The sequence below is a fragment of the Butyricicoccus sp. AM78-15b2TA genome, from assembly GCF_027665985.1.
Classification (GTDB): Bacteria; Bacillota; Clostridia; order Oscillospirales; family Butyricicoccaceae; genus Agathobaculum; species Agathobaculum butyriciproducens.
The window spans coordinates 92,069-111,342 of sequence record NZ_JAQEHY010000007.1 but is presented as its reverse complement, the minus strand read 5'-3'; the positions used below and the strand labels follow the sequence as shown (position 1 = coordinate 111,342).

Genomic DNA, 19,274 nt, shown 5'->3' with positions numbered 1-19,274 from the left:
ACCCTCGTTTCAGGTCTGTTTTGCCCAATCTCAACCGGCAACAACCGCTAAGATCCACGAATCTGCATGGCTGTCGATCGTCAGATCGACCTTATCATAGGCAGTCACCGTGCAGCCCGCCCGTTCTACTGTCTGCAGAGTCTTTTCGAGCGTTTCCATACTGTTGTCCAGCCGGAACCACGAAACGCCGTTCTCCTGCGCGAGCAGCTCACCATCAATATCCGGCAGGCTGCCGCCGCCGATGGCCACATAGCAGTACGCAGTGTGTGTGCCGTGCAGGCTTTGCGGGAGCGTGAGCACCGGACTGGTCTGCACCTGTACCGACTTCTCAATAATCGGCTCAGGCGCTGCAATCGACTGATCGTTGTCTGCATACTGCTCGGCATCAACGCCCGCATCGCTCTGCGCATTCGCCGCAGAGTCCTCGCCGGTGTCATTCTGTCCGCTGTATGCGCTGTCGTTCGCACTCTGCGAAGCCGTGCCGCTCTGCTGCACGCTTGAATTCGATGCTCCGCTGTCCGACGTATCGGTATTCCTCTGTACGGACTGCTCGATCTCATCCTGCATACCGCCGTTCATCGTGCAATCTCCTGCGTCCGCCGAAGCGGAATCCGCTGCCGTCGTGCTGCCGCTGCCTACCGTGCTGAACGCGGGCATCAGTCCGCCGCCGAGCACGACCAGCACGACAACCGCCGCAGCGGCCACCATCGTAAACGCCGGCAGACGGCGCATCGGCTTTTGCGGCGCGACCACCCGAACGGTTTCCTCCTGCCGCAGACGTTCCATAATGCTGTCATGCAGTCCGGTCGGCGGCTCGGTTTCGTCCACCGCCAGCATACTGTGCATCTGCTTCAGATCCTCTTTCAGCGCGGCGCACGATGGGCACTCTGCCAGATGCTCTTCCAGCTTTTGCTTTTCGGAATCGGTCAGGGTTCCGTCCACACTGTTCGAGCAAAGCTGTTCAAAATATTCCTCCTCATTCATGCTCCTCGCCTCCTTCCATATCTTTAGACGAAGGCAAATGAAAAAGGTTCCCTCGTTTGAGTAAAATTTTGCGTAAAGCGATTCGTGCGCGTGACAGCCGCGACTTTACCGTGCCTTCGCTGACCTCGAGTATCTCAGCGATCTCGGTATAGCTCATGCCGGAAACGTCCCGCAGCAGGACGATTCTGCGGTGCTCGTCGCTCACCTCATCGAGCGCGGCGGCAAGCTCGCGTCCCAGCTCGCTGTTCTCCAGGTGTTCTTCGGGAGATGGAGCCGTATCCGGAAGCGGCAGTTCGCGTTCCTCGTCATCCTCGCCCTGCACGAGCGGCTGCGTCGGCGGCTGGCTCTGCTTATGCCGCGCGTAATCGACGCACTGGTTCATCGTGATGCGGAACAGCCAGGTCGCAAAGCCGCTGTCCCCGCGGAAGTCCTTCATCGAACGCCATGCCCGAAGGAAAACCTCCTGCGTGATATCTGCGGCATCCTCCGGCGAGCCGGACGAGCGCAGCGCGATGGCATACACGCGCTTTTCGTAGCGCGTCACCAACTCCTCAAAGGCGGAAAGCTCGCCGCGCCGCGCCTGCGCCACAATATGCTTGTCATCCACTGCGTCTCCCCTCTCTTTCTCTTACCTTATTATTATACATTCTCCTTCGCCGAAACGAAGGCTTTCAGTTCGTCTGCGATTTCATACAGGTCACTCAGCTTGGTGAGTGCGCAAATGCGGTTCTTGAACATCTTGACACCGCTTTCCCGCTTGAGATAGCAGTTAACGTGTCGGCGTGCCTCAAGCATGGCGATATGCTCGCCCTTCTGCTCGGCGGCAAGCTCAATCTGCCGCACGGCCGTGTCAATGCGCTCCGCGAACGGCGGCAGCGCCGGACAGATGCCGGTCTCGAGCAGTGCATTCGCCCGTTCGAACAGCCACGGATCACCGAGCGAACCGCGCCCGATCATCACGCCGTCCGCGCCGGTGTGTGCGAGAATGCGGACCGCGTCCTCGGGTTCGGCCACATCTCCGTTGGCGAACACCGGAATGGAAACCGCCTGCTTGACTTCACGAATCGCATCCCAGTCGGCGGTGCCGCTGTACTGCTGCGAGCGCGTGCGTCCGTGCAGCGTGATCGCTGCCGCGCCGGACTGCTCAGCCATTCTGGCAAATTCCACACAGTTGACGCTCTTTTCATCCCAGCCCTTGCGGAACTTGACCGTTACCGGCACATCGACCGCGTTTACGACCGCTGCGATCACCTTGGATGCCAGCTCCGGCTCCTTCATCAGCGCGGAGCCGTCACCGTTGTTCACGATCTTCGGCGCCGGGCAGCCCATGTTGATGTCGATGATATCACAGCCGGATTTCTCCAGTGCGAGTTTTGCGCCTTCAGCCATCGTGTCCGGCTCGTGCCCGAAGATCTGGGCAGCCGCCGGACGCTCGTCCGCCCCCAGTTCAAGCAGACGCGGCGTTTTCTTATCCTGATAGCACAGCGCCTTTGCGGAGACCATTTCGGTCACGGTCAGCGCCGCGCCGTGCTCCCGGCAGATATGGCGGAATGCAAGATCGGTCACGCCTGCCATCGGTGCAAGCGCCAGTTTTCCGTTGATTGTTACGTTGCCGATCTGCATATCGTTCCTCCGTCTTATACATTATATAACGGTGTATATTTTACCATAACACGACTGCAAATGCAACTTACAGAATGGATTCACCCATTTTCCGACCAAAAAACGCAAAAACAGGGTAAATCCGAGGATTTACCCTGTCGATATATTCGGTTACATGACCATGCTGAGGATCTTCTCGCTGAAGAAATAGCCGAACGAGATCAGTGCGGTATTCCACACGGCAATGCCTGCCGCAGACCAGCCGACGAACCACTTGACCGGCATCCGGAGCAGTCCGGCCGGAATGGAAACAATGGTGCGGATACACGGGATCACACGGATGATCGCCAGTCCGCGCCCATGCTGTGCGTCGATAAATTCGTGGCATTTACGCACGAGCGACTTAAATTTCTTGCTCCTGCCGAACAGCTTCTCCATCACCGGTTCGCCGCCCCAGTAGCACACGGCGTAGATGACCAGACTGCCGAGCACACCGGCGATCACGCTCAGAAAAACCGTCAGCGGCAGCGACAGCTCGCTCCGGGCAATCAGCACACCGACGCACGGCATGATAACGCCTGCCGGAAATCCGGGCAGGTTCATATATTCGCAGAAAACCACGGCACAGACCAGGATCAGTCCGTACTGGTTGAACAGCTGAAAAAAGGTTTCGGCCGTCATAATAGCCGCCTCCGTTTGATCTATAGTAGACGAAAACCGAAATTTCCGTCTGTATACTATAGTATACCAACCAAAACCGGAGGGTACAAGAGAACGGCCGCTCATTTTATAATCTGTTTACAAAACGAGCGCCGTCAGCGCCCATATAGTGCCGATGAGCAGTGCGCCTGTGCAGAATCCGGCCAGCAGAGAAAGACCGTCCGCCTTTCTTCTCGACCGCCGTCTGCGCGGCAGATAGCTGTTTGCGATGCGGCAGGCCTCGCGCACCATGTCGCCGCGCGGCGCATTGTAGTCCCGCACAAGGAAAATAGCCTGCTCGAACAATGCCGGCTGCTCCGGCTTGACGACAATGACGCGGCGGCTGACGCCTCGTACCATACAGATTCCTCCTCTCTTTGTTCCATCATTCCCCTCTTTCGTGATTTTATACCAGTCTCATTCCAGCTTTTCGATTTTCATGACCATTACCGTTCGGTCGTCATCATGTCCGCGGCCTTTCGCCTCGTTCACAAGCTGTGCCGCGATCTCCTTTGGGCTGTCGCCTGCATGCGCGATAAGCAGCTGCCGCACCCATTTATCGTCCGTGCCGTCGGTCACGCCGTCCGAGAGCAGAACCACAATGTCGCCATCGTTCATCTGCAGCGGCACGGCGTCGCCAAGCTCGTCCTCCTCCGCCAGACCGATGGGCAGCGCCGTGCCCGGCAGGATAGTCCACCGGCCGTTCAACCGCATGTAGGTCGGTGCGGCGCCGCACTTGAGGTTTTCCGCGCGTCCGCTGAACAGGTCGAGCGTGAATGCGTCCAGTGTGGTGAAGCGCATGCCGTCCGACCGCAGGCGCAGCGCCGGAGAGACCGCGTGCAGCGCGTCTCCGACCGAAATGCCTGCACGCAGGAACCGCTCGAGCGAGGTGATGAGCATGCGGCTGTCCCGCGACGCGGCGGCACCCGAGCCCATGCCGTCCGACAGGAGCAGGCACGCCGTTCCTGTATCGGTGAGAAAGTAGCACGCGTTGTCGCCCGAGACCGACGCGCCCTCCTTCTGCTGACGGCCGATGCCGACCACCGCACGGTACGGCGCCCGCTCGTGCATCTCAACGTGGATGCCCTGGCTGCCCTTTTTCTTCTCCGGTGCGGTCAGCGTCACGCCCAGCAGCGCCGACAGACCGGCTGAAAAGCCGTCCCCCTGCTTCATGATGTCGTCAATGCCCTCGCCGTATAACTCAACGGTCAGCCTGCCCTGCGAATCCCGCACCGCGCACACCCGGTCGATCCATCCGAACGCTGCCGCATACCGGCGCACCTGCCGCTCCATCAGCGGCTGCGCCGTTTCATCCTGCGTGACCTCCGCGCCAAGCTGCCGAAGAATGTCCGTAATGCCTGCGTATTGCCTGGCAAGCAGGCTCTGGTTTTCCTCCTGCTGCCGCCGAAGGCTTTCACGCTCGCGCAGCGCAAACAGCGCACTGTTGATGGCGCGCATCAGCTCGGGCAGGCGCGCACACCGTGCCGCAAAATGATAGGGAAAATCGCTCATTTCCGCTCGTCCGCGCTGCAGCATCGGCTGGGTCACATCATTGAGAGCCGCCAGCGTGCTCACATAGTCCCGCTGCCAGCACTGCGTACACAGCATGCAGTTTTTGCAGACATGGTCGCTCGCGTAGTCGAATACCGCCCGAATATTCCGGTCTCCGGCGGCTTTGCCCTCGCTGACGCCATGCAGCATAGCAAGGTACAGCTCGTAGAACGCCTGCGCCGCCTCGGTCGCACAGGTGCCCGCCAGCCGCCGCACGCGCTGACTGGCGGCTTCGCCCATCAGAGTATCCGGCAGCAGGCTGCGCCGGATGGCCTCCCACACGAAGGGCGGCAGCGCCGCAAACATGAGGACTGCGCAGAACAGCTCTGTGAGCAGCGGAATGAACAGCGGATGCTCCACGCCGAGCATAGCCGCGCACAGTCCGCCGCCGAGTGCACAGACCGAAAACCAGCCGCGGCCGCTGTCATGAAACAGTCCGGCAACGAGCGCACACAGGCCATAGCAGCAGGTGAACAAGGCTCCGTAGCCGATGTTGAGATCCATTGCCGCGCCGAACGCAACACCGGCTGCCGCGCCCGCCGCCGGTCCGCCGAGATACGCCGCCGCCAGCACGAGCAGCAGCGCACCCGCTCTCGCGGGAGCGAACACGCCGAACAGATTGATACCCGAAAGCGATAAAAGCACGGTCGCGGTCAGCACCAAAAGCGTTACCGGTCTGCGCCAGTCGTTTTCGTCGCGCGGCGGTGCAAAGGCCGCGCCGTACATCCAGCACACGCCGAACGTGATGCCCTGCACGAGCAGGAATGTCAGCACCGCCGGTGCGGTCAGCTCTGCGCCGAGCGGCAGAAACACGAATGTACACGCCGCGCTTGCAAACGTTGCCACACCGGGCGCAAACCACCGCTCAGACATCACGCGCAGACCGGCGCACACGCTCATCACGCACAGCACCAGCAGCGCTGCCGCGGCGTAAATGCCGCCGTGGAATCCGTCGCCGCGCAGCATGACGCCGCACACCAGACCGCCGAGTGCCGACAGTCCTGCTCCTCGAGCCATCAAGGCCGCCGTCATCGCCAGTCCGAACGGCATGTACCCGCCGAGGATGGTTCCCTGTGCCAGCACCGCACACAGCACGAATCGCTGTGCGCCTGTGATGAGCGTCCGCAGATGCTCCTGTTTCCATAATCCGGCAGCCCATGCTGCCGCATGCCCGATCCGCACCGGTATCGACGCGGACCGCCTTGCCCTTTGTTTATCCATTTCGTTACGCCTCCCTTGCTGTTTTCCCAGTATATCCCAACGCAGGCGTGCCGCTTGGCGGGAAATAACAGCGGAAATTGCGTTTTGAAAAAAATTAAGCGCATATTCCAACTTTCGAGCGCGTAAAACGACGGCAAAGTGCGGCAAGCGGCTCTTTTGCCGCAGAAGCCCGACCGATAGACCGCCGCCGGCGGTTTTTCTGTTTCTGCGCACAAAAAAGAACCCGAAATCTTCGTTTCGGGTTCTGATTCTGCAGGTTTCGAGCAGAAAGCACTTATTCTAATTCAAACGCTCCGGTATAGAGCTGATAATACTTGCCGTGTTCCGCAATTAGCTGCTCATGATTGCCGCGCTCGATGATATGGCCGAGCTGCAGCACCATAATAACGTCTGCGTTTTGAATCGTGGACAGGCGGTGCGCGATAACGAACACCGTACGTCCGTACATGAGGCTGTCCATGCCGGCCTGCACGATGGACTCCGTGCGGGTATCAATCGAGCTGGTCGCCTCATCAAGAATCATAACCGGCGGATCGGCAACAGCCGCACGCGCGATGGAAAGCAGCTGACACTGGCCCTGCGACAGACTGCCGCCGTCGCCGTCGATGACAGTATCATAGCCGTCCGGCAGTCGGCGGATGAAGTCGTCCGCATTGGCAAGCTGCGCCGCTGCCTCGACCTCCTCATCGGTCGCGTCAAGGCGGCCGTAGCGGATATTATCGCGAATGGTGCCGGTAAACAGGTTGGTATCCTGCAGCACGATGCCGAGCGAGCGGCGGAGATCGGCCTTTTTGATCTTGTTGATGTTGATGCCGTCGTAGCGGATCTTGCCGTCCGCAAGGTCGTAGAAACGGTTGATCAGGTTGGTGATGGTCGTTTTGCCCGCGCCGGTTGCACCGACGAACGCGACCTTCTGACCGGGTTCGGCGTACAGCGTGATGTCGTGCAGGACGATCTTATCCGGGTTATAACCGAAATCCACATCGAAGAAGCGGACATCGCCGCGGACCTGCGTGTAGGTGGTGGTGCCGTCCTCGTGCGGATGCTTCCACGCCCAGATGTTGGTCTTTTCCGGGGTTTCAACGAGTTCGCCGTTCTTGTCGTACTTGGCGTTGACGAGAGTAACGTAGCCGTTGTCTACCTCAGGCTCCTCGTCCATCAGCTCAAAGATACGCTCGGCACCGGCGAGCGCCATAACAATGGAATTGAACTGCTGCGAAATCTGCGTTACCGGCTGGGTGAACGACTTGGTCAGCTGCAGGAAGGATGCAATAACGCCGATGGTGATGCTGTTTCCGACCACGCCGGACAGCGCCAGCGCGCCGCCGACGACCGCGACCAGAACGTACAGCAGGTTGCCGATGTTCATCATGATCGGCATGAGGATGTTTGCGAAGGTATTCGCGCTCGCAGCATTCTCGCGCAGCTCATCGTTGAGCGCATCGAACTGCTCCTTGCACTTTTCCTCGTGGCAGAACACCTTGATGACCTTCTGGCCGTTGATCATTTCCTCGATATAGCCGTTGACCCTGCCGAGCGACTTCTGCTGCTCGAGGAAGTACTTCGCGGACTGACCGCCCAGCTTCTTTACCACCTTGAGCATGACGCACACGCCGAGCAGTACGAACAGCGTCAGCCATACATTCGTCACCAGCATGCCGATGAACACCGAGATAATGGTCATCGCCGAGGAAAACATCTGCGGCACGGACTGGCTGAGCATCTGCTGCAGCGTATCGGTATCGTTGGTGAAATGGCTCATCAGATCGCCGTGGGTATGCGTATCGAAGTAACGAATCGGCAGCTTCTGCATGTGCGCGAACATCTCGTCACGCACCTTTTTGAGCACACCCTGCGAAATGCTGACCATCAGCCAGTTGTAGACAAACGTAGTCGCAATGCCGATGAGATAGATCACCGCCATGCTCATCAGCGCATGCAGCAGACCGGTAAACACCGGAGATGCCTGCAGCAGCAGCGGAGAAATATAGTCGTCGATCAGGCTTTTGAGGAACATGGAGCCTGCCACGTTTGCCACAGCCGACAGCAGAATGCAGATGAGTACAACCACAAACTGTACGCCGTAACCCCTCTGAATGTATTTCATAAGACGTCCGAGCGTCTTTTTCGGATTTTTGCTGCGCTTTCCGCCCATCATGCCTCTGCGGCCGCCGGGTCCGCGCATCTGAGGTCCTGCCATTATTCCTCACCGCCCTTTCTGTTCTGCTGGTTGTAGATTTCCTGATAGATCGTGTTGGCTGCGAGCAGCTCATCGTGTGTGCCGACAGCCTGCACGGTGCCGCCGTCGAGAATGACGATCTGATCCGCATCCTGCACAGAGGAAACGCGCTGTGCAATGATAATCTTGGTCGTGTCCGGGATCTCCTCCGCGAATGCCTTGCGGATGAGCGCATCCGTTTTGGTATCGACCGCACTGGTCGAGTCATCAAGAATGAGGATCTTCGGCTTTTTCAGCAACGCACGCGCAATGCAGAGTCGCTGCTTCTGACCGCCGGAAACATTCGAGCCGCCCTGCTCAATGTGGGTGTCGTACTTATCCGGCATCTGCTGGATGAATTCATCCGCCTGTGCCAGTCTGCATACGCGCTCGAGTTCCGCATCCGAGGCGTTTTCGTCACCCCAGCGAAGGTTTTCCTTGATCGTGCCGGAGAACAGCACGTTCTTCTGGAGCACCATGGCAACCTGATCGCGCAGCGCCTCGATATCGTAATCGCGGACATCCACGCCGCCGACCTTGACCGTGCCGTGCGTGGTATCGTACAGGCGCGGAATCAGCTGCACAAGCGTAGACTTCGCAGAACCGGTGCCGCCGAGAATGCCGACGGTCTGACCGGCCTTGATATGCAGGTTGACGTTTTTGAGCGCCAGCTTGCGCTCATCGCCCTTGTAGCTGAAGGAAACGTCATCGAACTCGATCGCGCCGTCCTTGACCTCGTGAATCGGGTTTGCGGGATTGTGCAGGTCGGGCTGCTCATCGAGGATTTCGGCAACACGCTCTGCGCTCGCCTTGGCCATGGTGATCATAACGAAAACCATCGCTACCATCATCAGGCTCATCAGGATCTGCATCGCGTAGGAGAACATGCTGGTCAGCTCGCCGGTGGTCATCGAGCCGCCGACGATCAGACGCGCGCCGAACCACGAAATCAGCAGCATGCACGCGTACATGCAGAACTGCATCAGCGGCATAACGCCTGCCATGGTCTTCTGCGCCTTGGAGAACGTGCGGTACAGCATGCCGGAAACGCCCTCAAACTTTTCGGTCTCGTGATCCTCACGAACATAGGTCTTAACAACGCGGATGCCGCGCACATTTTCCTGTACGACTGTGTTCATGCGGTCGTAGATCTTGAATGCACGCTCAAAGACCGGACCGACAACCTTCATCAGGATACCCATACCGATCGCCAGAATCGGCAGCACCGCGAGGAATACGAGCGCCATCCTGCTGTTGATCTTCATCGCCATAAACAGCGCAAAGACCAGCATGACCGGGCAGCGCACCGCAATGCGGGTGCACATCTGGAAGGCGTTCTGTACGTTGGTAACGTCGGTGGTCAGACGGGTGACGATCGAACCGGTGGAGAACTTATCAATGTTGGAAAACGAGAAATTCTGCACATTGTAGTACATATCGTGACGCAGATTGCGGGCAAAGCCGGTTGAGGCTCTTGCCGCAAAGGTGCCGGCCGCCGCGCCGAACACCAGCGCGAGCATGGCGCACGCAACGAGGATGATGCCGTATTTCCAAATAGCGGCCATATCCTGCCCGTCAATGCCCTTGTCGATCAGCAGCGCCATGACCAGCGGAATGATGACCTCCATCACGACCTCGAGCACAACGAAAAACGGCGTGAGCAGCGCGTCCTTTTTGAACTCACGCACACTTTTCAGCAGTCGTTTTATCATTATTTCTGTCCCTCCCTGCACATATTGCATTGGTACTGCTCCAGATTGGAGCGGATTTTTTCACAGACCGCAAACCAGCCCTTCAGCTCGTCCTCGGTGATGCCCTGCCGCAGAAGCTGTTCCATTTGCTCCATGCGCTCGCCAATGCGCTTATCCATCGCACGAGCCTGCTCGGTCAGCACCAGACGTTTCAGGCGGCCGTCATGCTCCACCGGCTCACGGCGGATAATGCCGTGCTGCTCCATCAGCTGCAGTATGCCCGTTGCGGTCGAGCGGCGCATCCGGAACGCGTTTTCCAGATCCTTCTGGAATATATCGCCCTGCTTTTCATGCATAATCAGGTGATGGACGATCATCGCCTGCATACCGGTCACATTCGCTGCATTCGCAGTCTTTTCGGTCATACACGCCATCTGCCGCCGAAGCAGATTATGCAGCATGCCGATTTCTGCACCGATGCGGTCGTTCGAGTGACCGCAGCATGCATTATGGTCACAACAATCCATTGTTAGCCTCCTTACTGTTAGCTTGCTAACATATTATACACCGTCACTCGGCAATGTCAACGGGTTTCACGAAATGTTCACATTTCGAGGAGTAATCGCTTGCAAAGCGAAGCTAACTCGCCTGCCCAGCGGGCGCGCCGTACCCACGGCGAGGGGCAAGAGGGTAGACACCAATGGTTTCTACCCTCTTAACTCCCACTTCCTTTTGTTTCTTAACCTGACGCATACCAGAGACCGGCGACTGCTTCGAAAAATATGAGAACGGCAGTCGGGTTACTCTGCCGTAGGGGCGCACAGTGTGCGCCCATTTCTCGACATATTCGCAGTTCACAGATAACGTACTGCTACACAGCCGGTTGGGTCTACGCAGGCGCAACACAACAGTGTTGCGCAACTTGTTGATCCGGTGGCCGTAGACGGCACCTACGAATTTTACACTCCGCTAAATATAATCTCTATGCTTTACCGTAGGGTACGACAAGGTGAATTGCCCGAAGGGCAAGAGAAAGTGCCCTGGGGTACGACCTCGGCGCACCGTATCTAACGATTTGCACCCAATAAAAATGAAAAAATGGAGAAATGAAACCCGTTCGGTTCATTCTCCATTTTCAATTCTCCATTATTTCGCCTGATATGTCGGTTTGAGAAACATTTCTTCAAGATATTGCTTGCCTGTTTGGGTCCGGAACACGCGGTCTTTCGCGGTTTTACACTGCTCTGCCATCATGCCGTCCTCGTAGGCGTTGACGAGGAAATCCGCTTCGAGCAGAATACGGAAATCTTTTTCCTCTCCGGCGGTATAGGTATGGTGATGCGCGATGAGCCACTGCACGCGCTCGCTCTCCCGCTCATCTGCGCCGCACTGCTGCAGCATGGGAGCCGCAACCGCCGGACCTTCCATCTCCTGCCAATGCCCGCCGCTCGAGCCATGCTTCCGTTCGGCTTCGTGGATGCCGATATCGTGCAGGACTGCTGCGGCTTCCAGTACATTCTGCGTATGCTCATCCAGACCTTCCCTGCGCCCGAGCAGGCGGCTGTATGCGTATACCTTTATAAAGTGCTGAATCCGTTTTGCGTCGCCTGCGTCGTATGCGATGGCGAGCGCGGTCAGCTTTTCGATGTCAATCATGCGTGTCACTCCTTTGGCGCAAGCATAGCACCGCACGACCGGATTTGTCAAGTCAGGGTAATACCACATAATTGAACAAGAGCGATTTACGAGTAAATTTTGCGGTTTGATTAGGCGTGATTTTGCGGTAATACTTTGTGTATTACCGTGAAAGCACAACGACGTCAGAGCACAAAATTTCCGTAAAGCGCCGCAGTTTAATTGTGCGGTGTTACCCTAATCCTGTCCAGCCGTATTTCGCCATATCCACGCGGCCGTCCTCGGTGAACTCGATGCCGTCCGCTTCGAGCAGTGCGCGCTGGATATCCGCGCCGCCGAACGCAAACGCCGGTGACGTTCGTCCGTCTTTCGTCACCACGCGGTAGCATGGAATACCCTCCGGATCGGGATTGGCATGCAGTGCATAGCCGACGACGCGCGCCCATCTCGGGTTGCCCGCGAGCAGCGCGACCTGCCCATAGCTGGCCACCGTTCCGCGCGGAATTTTCTTCACCACTGCATATATACGGTCAAAGCTGTTTGCCATGGCTGTTGCCTCCTTCTTTTACTTTATTATATCAAGTCAGATTGCCAATATCCATAGGTTTTTCGGCCTAAAAAACTGTATAATTTTATCGTGCTAAAGTATTGCATATGCAAAAAAATTGCTATATAATAGAACCGTCACCAAATATAAAAGCATTCCACTCGGATTACTTACGAAAGTTAAGCGAGTGGTATAGAATGTAAGGAGGACAATAAAAATGGCACTTACCAATTCTTATCTGCAGGGCGTGTACGAAACCGTACAGAAGCGCAACCCGAATGAGCCGGAGTTCCAGCAGGCAGTTTACGAGGTTCTCGAGAGCCTTGAGCCGGTTGTTGAAGCTCGTCCGGAGCTTGAGAAGAACGGCATCATGGAGCGCATCGTAGAGCCGGAGCGCATGTTCATGTTCCGTGTACCGTGGGTTGACGATCAGGGCAAGGTTCAGGTTAACCGCGGCTTCCGTGTACAGTTCAACTCCGCAATCGGCCCCTACAAGGGCGGTCTGCGTCTGCACCCTTCTGTTAACGCATCCGTTATCAAGTTCCTCGGCTTTGAGCAGTGCTTCAAGAACAGCCTGACCACTCTGCCGATGGGCGGCGGCAAGGGCGGCTCCGACTTCGACCCGAAGGGCAAGTCTGATGCTGAGATCATGCGTTTCTGCCAGTCCTTCATGACCGAGCTTTCCAAGCACATCGGTCAGTTCACCGACGTACCGGCAGGCGATATCGGTGTTGGCGGCCGTGAGATCGGCTTTATGTTCGGCCAGTACAAGCGTCTGCGCAACGAGTACACCGGCGTGCTGACCGGTAAGGGTCTGTCCTACGGCGGTTCTCTGGCACGCACGCAGGCAACCGGCTACGGCCTGTGCTACTACATGAAGGAAATGCTCGCATACAAGGGCACTTCGTTCGAGGGCAAGACCGTTGCAATCTCCGGTTCCGGCAACGTAGCAATCTATGCCTGCGAGAAGGCTACCCAGCTGGGCGCTAAGGTTGTTACCATGTCCGACTCCAACGGCTTCATCTACGATCCGAACGGCATCAACCTGGATATTGTTAAGGACATCAAGGAAGTTAAGCGCGGCCGCATCAAGGAGTATGCTGAGCGCGTTGCAGGCAGCACCTACACCGAGGGTCAGCGTCCGTGGGGCGTAAAGTGCGACATCGCTCTGCCGTGCGCAACCCAGAACGAGCTGAACGAGGAGAACGCCAAGGCTCTGATCGCCAACGGCTGCAAGTTCGTAGCTGAGGGCGCTAACATGCCGTCCACCCCGGAGGCTGTTGCAGCATTCCAGGCAGCCGGCGTATTCTTCGGCCCGGCAAAGGCTGCTAACGCAGGCGGCGTAGCTACCTCCGGTCTGGAAATGAGCCAGAACTCCCTGCGTCTGTCCTGGACCTTCGAGGAAGTTGACCAGCGTCTGCACGACATCATGGTTAACATCTTCCACACCTGCATCACTGCAGCTGAGAAGTACGGCCACAAGGACAACCTTGTTATGGGCGCTAACATCGGCGGCTTCGAGAAGATCGCTGACGCTATGCTGGCTCAGGGCGTATGCTGATTTTCGATTGAAAGGGCTACGCCCTTTCAATCGAGGGACGCCCTTGACAGGCGCTGCCTGTAAGGGCTACCGCAATAAAAGAGCACCGGAATTTCGATTCCGGTGCTCTTTTATTGTTTGCTAAAAATGACCCGGCAAAGTATCAAACCATACGATATCGCTTAACCGTAGGGTGCGCCGACTCGGCGCACCGTTGCAGACCATTTGCAGATATATAGCCGTAGGGGCGAACATTGTTCGCCCAAAACACGTTCCATTTCACGTTGTGTGGGAGCACACTGTGCTCCCCTACGGGATAACATGTACCAATCGTTTCATTCGGTGCGCCGAGTCCATCCCTCCCGAGCATCTTATCACACACCATCAAAAAAGACCGCCGTAAGGCGGTCTTTTAGCTTATGCGTTTTCCGAGAAATCCGCAAGACGCAGGTTCTCGTTATGGTCGGTTGCGTAGGTGATATTCCACGGCGAAGTGAACAGCAGCAGGCTATTGCCCTTGAGATCCTCGACGATCTTGGTGTCGCTCGTGAGCTGGAGCTTCTTAATATCGAAGTCCTCCTCGTCATTCTCAACCCAGCGAACGTGCTCATACGGCAGGTTTTCGCGGATGATCTCGACGTTATACTCGTTCTTCAATCGGTACTCGAGCACCTCAAACTGCAGCACGCCGACAACGCCGACGATGACCGATTCCATACCGGCATTCGGCTCGCGGAAGATCTGGATAGCGCCCTCCTGTGCAATCTGCTCGACGCCTTTGACGAACTGCTTGCGCTTGAGCGTATCCTTCTGACGGACAACGGCAAACAGCTCGGGCGCGAACGTCGGGATGCCGGAGAACACGCACTTATGCTTGGGATCGCACACGGTATCACCGATGGAGAACACACCCGGATCGAAAATACCGATAATATCGCCCGCATACGCCTCATCGACAATGGAGCGGTCCTGTGCCATCAGCTGCTGCGGTGCGGCAAGCACCATCTTCTTGCCGGACTGAACGTGCAGCACGTCCTGACCGCGCTCAAACTTGCCGGAGCAAATACGCATGAACGCAACACGGTCGCGGTGCGCCTTGTTCATGTTCGCCTGAATCTTGAACACAAACGCGGAGAAATGCGGGTCGAACGGGTCGATCACACCGATGTCAGCGGTACGCGCGGTCGGCGGCGGCGTCATCTGCAGGAACTTTTTCAGGAACGGCTCAACGCCGAAGTTGGTCAGCGCGGAACCGAAGAACACCGGCGACAGCTTGCCCTCGTGCACAGCCTTGAGATCAAACTCATCGCCTGCACCGGAGAGCAGCTCCACATCGTCGATCAGCGTCTGGTACTGATCCTCGGGCAGCATACCCTCGAGAATCGGATCGTCGATCGACAGTCGCTGTGCCTTGACCTCGTGGCGGAAATCCGCGCCCTCAAACGCGATAACCTCATCGTCCATGCGGTCGTACACGCCCTTGAAGCGCTTGCCCGAGCCGATCGGCCAGTTTACCGCATAAGTGCCAATGCCCAACTCGTTCTCGATGTCCTCGAGCAGCTCGTACGGGTCGCGTGCCTCACGGTCCATCTTGTTGATAAAGGTGAAGATGGGCACGCCGCGCATCGCGCAGACCTTGAACAGCTTGCGGGTCTGTGCCTCGACGCCCTTGGAGGCGTCAATGACCATCACCGCCGAGTCAGCTGCCATCAGCGTGCGGTAGGTGTCCTCCGAGAAGTCCTGATGGCCCGGGGTATCCAGAATATTGATGCACTTGCCCTCATAGCGGAACTGCAGCACCGAGGACGTTACCGAAATACCGCGCTGCTTCTCGATCTCCATCCAGTCGGAAACCGCATGACGGCTGTTTTTCTTGCCCTTGACCATGCCGGCCTCCTGAATGGCTCCGCCGTAGAGCAAAAACTTCTCTGTAATGGTGGTTTTACCGGCGTCAGGGTGCGAAATGATTGCAAATGTGCGCCGATTTTCAATTTCTTTTTTCAGGTCTGCCACAGACTTTTTCCTCCCGATCTATCAAAAAACTAATATTGTTGTAGAATGTACACAGAATGTTCACAATTCACCAGTATTATAAATGACGTGGAAAGCGTAAGATCCCCCCACATGTTCTTGCTTTCTACTCTCTATCCTACCTTTTATTGCGGGAGCAGCCGGACGAAAGTTCGGCTGTTCCTGTTTTTTTACCTTTTTCAAAGGTAGAACGAAAGCTGCGGCACCCGCCGCATCGGGGCAAGAGGGTAGACACCTACGGTTTCTACCCTCTTAACTCCCGTTTCCCTTAACTTGTTAGTCCAGCGCAGCTTTCCTATCTGTGACCGCTCCGAAAAAGGGGAACGACAGTCGGTCTACCGCAGCGTGTCTTTCTCCGCCTATTCGCAGTTCACAGACAACTTACTGCTACACATATCGGAAAGTCTACGCAGAGGGCGGCACAGCTATGCCGCCCAAAGGTTAAACTTAACCATTGCGTGCGGCACGCGCTGTCAGACGCAGAAGAGACCCTCGTCAACGTGTAAGGGTGACCCGACTGCCGTTCCCCTTTTCGAAGCAGTCGTCGGTCTCTGATTTGCGTCAGGCTATCTTCGGAAAGGGGTGAAAATCAGAGGGTGGAAACCTTGGTGTCTATCCTCTTGTGCGCTTGCCACGAAGGCAAGAACCGCCGCATACTGCGGCACCAATTTCCGTCAAATGCAAACCCTGACAAGGATGCAAAGGAGCCATCACAGCTCCTTTCGACCCTCCAGTGCACGGGTCAGCGTCACCTCATCGACGAACTCCAAATGCCCGCCAACCGGAATACCATACGCCAGCCGCGTAATCTTGATGCCGAACGGCTGCAGCAGCCGCGAAATGTACATCGCCGTGGCTTCGCCCTCGGTGTCCGGATTGGTGGCGAGGATAACCTCCTCGGTCTCCTCCTCCGCCACACGCTTGACCAGCTCGCGGATACGGATGTCGTCCGGTCCGACGTGCCCCATCGGAGACAGCGTGCCGTGCAGCACATGATACAGACCCTTGTACTCCTTCGTGCGCTCGAACGCGATTACATCGCGCGGCTCTGCCACCACGCAGATCACCTTCTGGTTGCGCGTCTTGTCCGAGCAGATCGGACAGATCTCGCTGTCCGTCAAATTCTGACAGCGCTTGCAGGTGAACGTCTTGGCTTTTGCTTCACGGATGGCATCCGCAAACCGCTCGGCGTCCTCTTTCGGCAGGTCGAGCACATGAAACGCCAGCCGCTGTGCGGTCTTCTGGCCGATGCCCGGGAGCTTTGCAAACTCCTCGATCAGCCGTTCGACCGGCGGTGCAAAAAGCTCCATTACAGCAGACCGCCCAGACCGCCGCCGATGCCGCCCGTAATCGCGGACATCTGGCTCTGCGACTTATCGGAAGCCGCCTTGAGCGCCTCATTGACCGCTGCAACGACCAGATCCTGCAGCATGTCGATATCGTCCGGATCAACAACGTCCGGCTTAATCTCAATGCTCTTGAGCGTGGAAGTGCCGGTTACAGTCGCGGTAACCATGCCGCCGCCTGCCGTGCCGGTGGATTCCATCTGCGCGATCTCCTCCTGCGCCTTGAGCATGCTCTCCTGCATCTTCTGTGCCTGCTTCATCATCGCCTGCATGTTCATGCCGCCGCCGAAGCCGCCGAAACCCTTACCCTTTGCCATAATAAATGTCCTCCTTAAAGCTGTTTCACTTGAATATCCATTGATTTAGCGCGGTCGATCAGTTCATCGACTGCGATATTTTTTTTCACACCAAGCTCCTCGCCCGCTTCGCGCACCTTGACCTTGATGGGTGCGCCGTTCAGCTTAGCCGCCTGCTCCCGGATGACCGAAATGGTCGGCTCCTTTGCCGCGAGAAGAGCCGTCATTTTGTCCTCGCAGAGAATGACGAGTGCGTTATCCTCAAGCACGCCCTTGGCGCTCAGCTTGATACAGGTGTGCGCGCCGATGTTGATTTTGTTGGTCAGCGCCTTGAGCAGCGGCTGCCAGTGCTGCCACAGCGTCCGTTCCGGCTTGGGCGGTGCCGGTGCCGACTCCTCCTCGCTTACCCAGTCAGGCGCATCCTCGTCACCCGGAAGCGGCGGTGCATCATCGTCACTCGGCGGAGGCGGCACATCGCCTGCCTGCTGCGCGGCTGCTGCGGGCACCATCTGCACCGGAACACCGTTCTTCAGCTTTTCCTCGAGCGCTTCTACGCGCCCGCCGAGCGTATCATAGCTGTCAGCCCCCAGACTGCACAGCCGCACCGCGCACAGCTCAGCCTCAACGCGGCGATTGGCTGCCGTGCGCATGTGGTCGAGCGAATCGCTGATAATGCGGCTCCACGCGATGAGCGTGGACGACGCCAGACCGTCGCACAGCGCCTGCAGCGTCTTTACACTGTACGCGGGAGAAATGAGTGCGGAAACGTCGGTCTTGCTGGTCTTGACCAGCAGTGCGTCGCGGATCAGACCAAGCATCTGGTCGTACACGGACGCCAGATCACGACCCGCATTGTAATATTCGTCCAGCAGGCCGACTGCCGCCGCCAGATCACCGGTTTTCAGGTGCTCGGCCAGGCGAATGCCATCGTCCTGACCCATGACGCCAAGCGCCGCCGTGACGGTTTTCTCGTCCACCGCACCGGCTGCCGCCGCACGGTCGAGCATGGAGAGCGCATCTCGCATGGCGCCGTCTGCCAGCCGGGCGATCAGGCGTGCCGCACCTTCGGTCAGCTCGATGCCCTCGCCCGAGGCAACATCCAGCAGACGGCGGGCAATATCCTCCGCGCCGATCCGGCGGAAATCGAACCGCTGACAGCGCGACAGAATGGTCGCAGGTACCTTGTGCAGCTCGGTGGTAGCGAGGATGAACAGAACGTGCTCCGGCGGTTCCTCGAGTGTTTTGAGCAGCGCATTGAACGCACCGATGGACAGCATGTGTACCTCATCGATGATGAACACGCGCTTGCGGACCTGTGCAGGCGTGTAGCGCGTCTCATCGCGCAGGTCGCGGATGTTGTCCACACCGTTGTTGGACGCCGCGTCAATCTCGGTCACGTCCAGCACCGAGCCGTCCAGAATGCCGCGGCACGCCGCACACTCGTTGCACGGATCGCCGTTCACCGGATGCTCGCAGTTGACTGCGCGCGCGAGGATCTTCGCACAGGTGGTCTTACCGGTGCCGCGCGTGCCTGTAAACAGATATGCATGGCTCAAACGTCCGGACTGCAGCTGCGCGCGCAGCGTGTCCGTGACATGCTGCTGCCCGATCACATCCGCAAACGTCTGCGGCCGCCATTTGCGGTATAAAGCCTGATACATTACGAAGTTCCTCCTTCCGTGTTGATAGGTGATGTAGGTGTTGCTGTTGATAATCCACGCTCCCGTGAAGGGAGCGACTGCTGTGCTCATCACGCAAGGCGCGTTTCTTGCTATTTCAATCCACGCCCCTTGCAAGAGTTATAATCAAAAAAGCAAGCCATTAAGTTGCAATTCCGGCATCAATTCAACATTATCACAAACAAAATTACTGATATTGTAACATTTCAATCCACGCGGACTAACAAAAATAAA

16 protein-coding genes are annotated in these 19,274 nt (G+C 57.4%); 1 reads left to right on the top strand and 15 read right to left on the bottom strand.

What is annotated here, in order from left to right; all coding sequences use genetic code 11:
- Positions 1–30: 30 nt before the first annotated feature.
- From PGS25_RS08775 to PGS25_RS08725, 11 genes are all read right to left on the bottom strand, one after another.
- The gene (locus PGS25_RS08775; protein ID WP_270418322.1) at positions 31–984 is read right to left on the bottom strand and encodes an anti-sigma factor family protein; all 954 of its coding nucleotides are present in this window, start codon (positions 982–984) and stop codon (positions 31–33) included.
- Entirely contained in the window at positions 977–1,591 is a 615-nt protein-coding gene (locus PGS25_RS08770) for an RNA polymerase sigma factor (protein ID WP_110435214.1), read from the bottom strand. The genes PGS25_RS08775 and PGS25_RS08770 overlap by 8 nt, the downstream gene beginning before the upstream one ends.
- A 32-nt stretch (positions 1,592–1,623) precedes the next feature.
- On the bottom strand, positions 1,624–2,607 hold the full coding sequence (gene dusB, locus PGS25_RS08765; RefSeq protein WP_270418321.1) for a tRNA dihydrouridine synthase DusB: 984 nt from the start codon (positions 2,605–2,607) through the stop codon (positions 1,624–1,626).
- Positions 2,608–2,757: 150 nt separating this feature from the next.
- A complete protein-coding gene (locus PGS25_RS08760) occupies positions 2,758–3,267 on the bottom strand; it encodes a DedA family protein (protein WP_158574603.1) in 510 nt (169 codons plus the stop codon).
- 117 nt (positions 3,268–3,384) lie between these two features.
- The gene (locus tag PGS25_RS08755) at positions 3,385–3,645 is read right to left on the bottom strand and encodes a hypothetical protein (protein WP_118647868.1); all 261 of its coding nucleotides are present in this window, start codon (positions 3,643–3,645) and stop codon (positions 3,385–3,387) included.
- Between the two features lie 57 nt (positions 3,646–3,702).
- Positions 3,703–6,057, bottom strand: coding sequence for a SpoIIE family protein phosphatase (locus PGS25_RS08750; RefSeq protein ID WP_270418320.1), 2,355 nt, complete (start codon positions 6,055–6,057; stop codon positions 3,703–3,705).
- Positions 6,058–6,331: 274 nt separating this feature from the next.
- Positions 6,332–8,257 (bottom strand): ABC transporter ATP-binding protein, encoded by a 1,926-nt coding sequence (locus tag PGS25_RS08745; RefSeq protein ID WP_442865252.1) that lies wholly within the window; start codon positions 8,255–8,257, stop codon positions 6,332–6,334.
- The gene (locus PGS25_RS08740) at positions 8,257–9,987 is read right to left on the bottom strand and encodes an ABC transporter ATP-binding protein (protein ID WP_270418319.1); all 1,731 of its coding nucleotides are present in this window, start codon (positions 9,985–9,987) and stop codon (positions 8,257–8,259) included. Before PGS25_RS08740 ends, PGS25_RS08745 begins: the two co-directional genes overlap by 1 nt.
- Positions 9,987–10,493 carry a MarR family winged helix-turn-helix transcriptional regulator gene (locus PGS25_RS08735; RefSeq protein ID WP_270418318.1) on the bottom strand — a complete coding sequence of 169 codons (507 nt, stop codon included), beginning with the start codon at positions 10,491–10,493 and terminating at the stop codon, positions 9,987–9,989. Before PGS25_RS08735 ends, PGS25_RS08740 begins: the two co-directional genes overlap by 1 nt.
- A 619-nt stretch (positions 10,494–11,112) precedes the next feature.
- On the bottom strand, positions 11,113–11,622 hold the full coding sequence (locus tag PGS25_RS08730; RefSeq protein ID WP_270418317.1) for an HD domain-containing protein: 510 nt from the start codon (positions 11,620–11,622) through the stop codon (positions 11,113–11,115).
- 211 nt (positions 11,623–11,833) lie between these two features.
- Positions 11,834–12,148: an MGMT family protein gene (locus tag PGS25_RS08725; protein WP_117751444.1), complete on the bottom strand. Its 315-nt coding sequence runs from the start codon at positions 12,146–12,148 to the stop codon at positions 11,834–11,836.
- Positions 12,149–12,365: 217 nt separating this feature from the next.
- Between PGS25_RS08725 and gdhA the strand changes: the two genes are divergently transcribed.
- The gene (gdhA, locus tag PGS25_RS08720; RefSeq protein WP_270418316.1) at positions 12,366–13,709 is read left to right on the top strand and encodes an NADP-specific glutamate dehydrogenase; all 1,344 of its coding nucleotides are present in this window, start codon (positions 12,366–12,368) and stop codon (positions 13,707–13,709) included.
- A gap of 396 nt (positions 13,710–14,105) precedes the next feature.
- Here gdhA and PGS25_RS08715 read toward each other — a convergent pair whose 3' ends face one another.
- The 4 genes from PGS25_RS08715 to dnaX form a co-directional block, all read right to left on the bottom strand.
- Positions 14,106–15,701, bottom strand: coding sequence for a peptide chain release factor 3 (locus tag PGS25_RS08715; RefSeq protein WP_270418315.1), 1,596 nt, complete (start codon positions 15,699–15,701; stop codon positions 14,106–14,108).
- Between the two features lie 728 nt (positions 15,702–16,429).
- Positions 16,430–17,029, bottom strand: coding sequence for a recombination mediator RecR (recR, locus tag PGS25_RS08710; protein WP_110435225.1), 600 nt, complete (start codon positions 17,027–17,029; stop codon positions 16,430–16,432).
- Positions 17,029–17,382 carry a YbaB/EbfC family nucleoid-associated protein gene (locus PGS25_RS08705; RefSeq protein WP_110435226.1) on the bottom strand — a complete coding sequence of 118 codons (354 nt, stop codon included), beginning with the start codon at positions 17,380–17,382 and terminating at the stop codon, positions 17,029–17,031. Before PGS25_RS08705 ends, recR begins: the two co-directional genes overlap by 1 nt.
- A gap of 14 nt (positions 17,383–17,396) precedes the next feature.
- Positions 17,397–19,022, bottom strand: a complete 1,626-nt coding sequence (gene dnaX / locus PGS25_RS08700) for a DNA polymerase III subunit gamma/tau (protein WP_270418314.1) — start codon at positions 19,020–19,022, stop codon at positions 17,397–17,399.
- Positions 19,023–19,274: the final 252 nt, after the last annotated feature.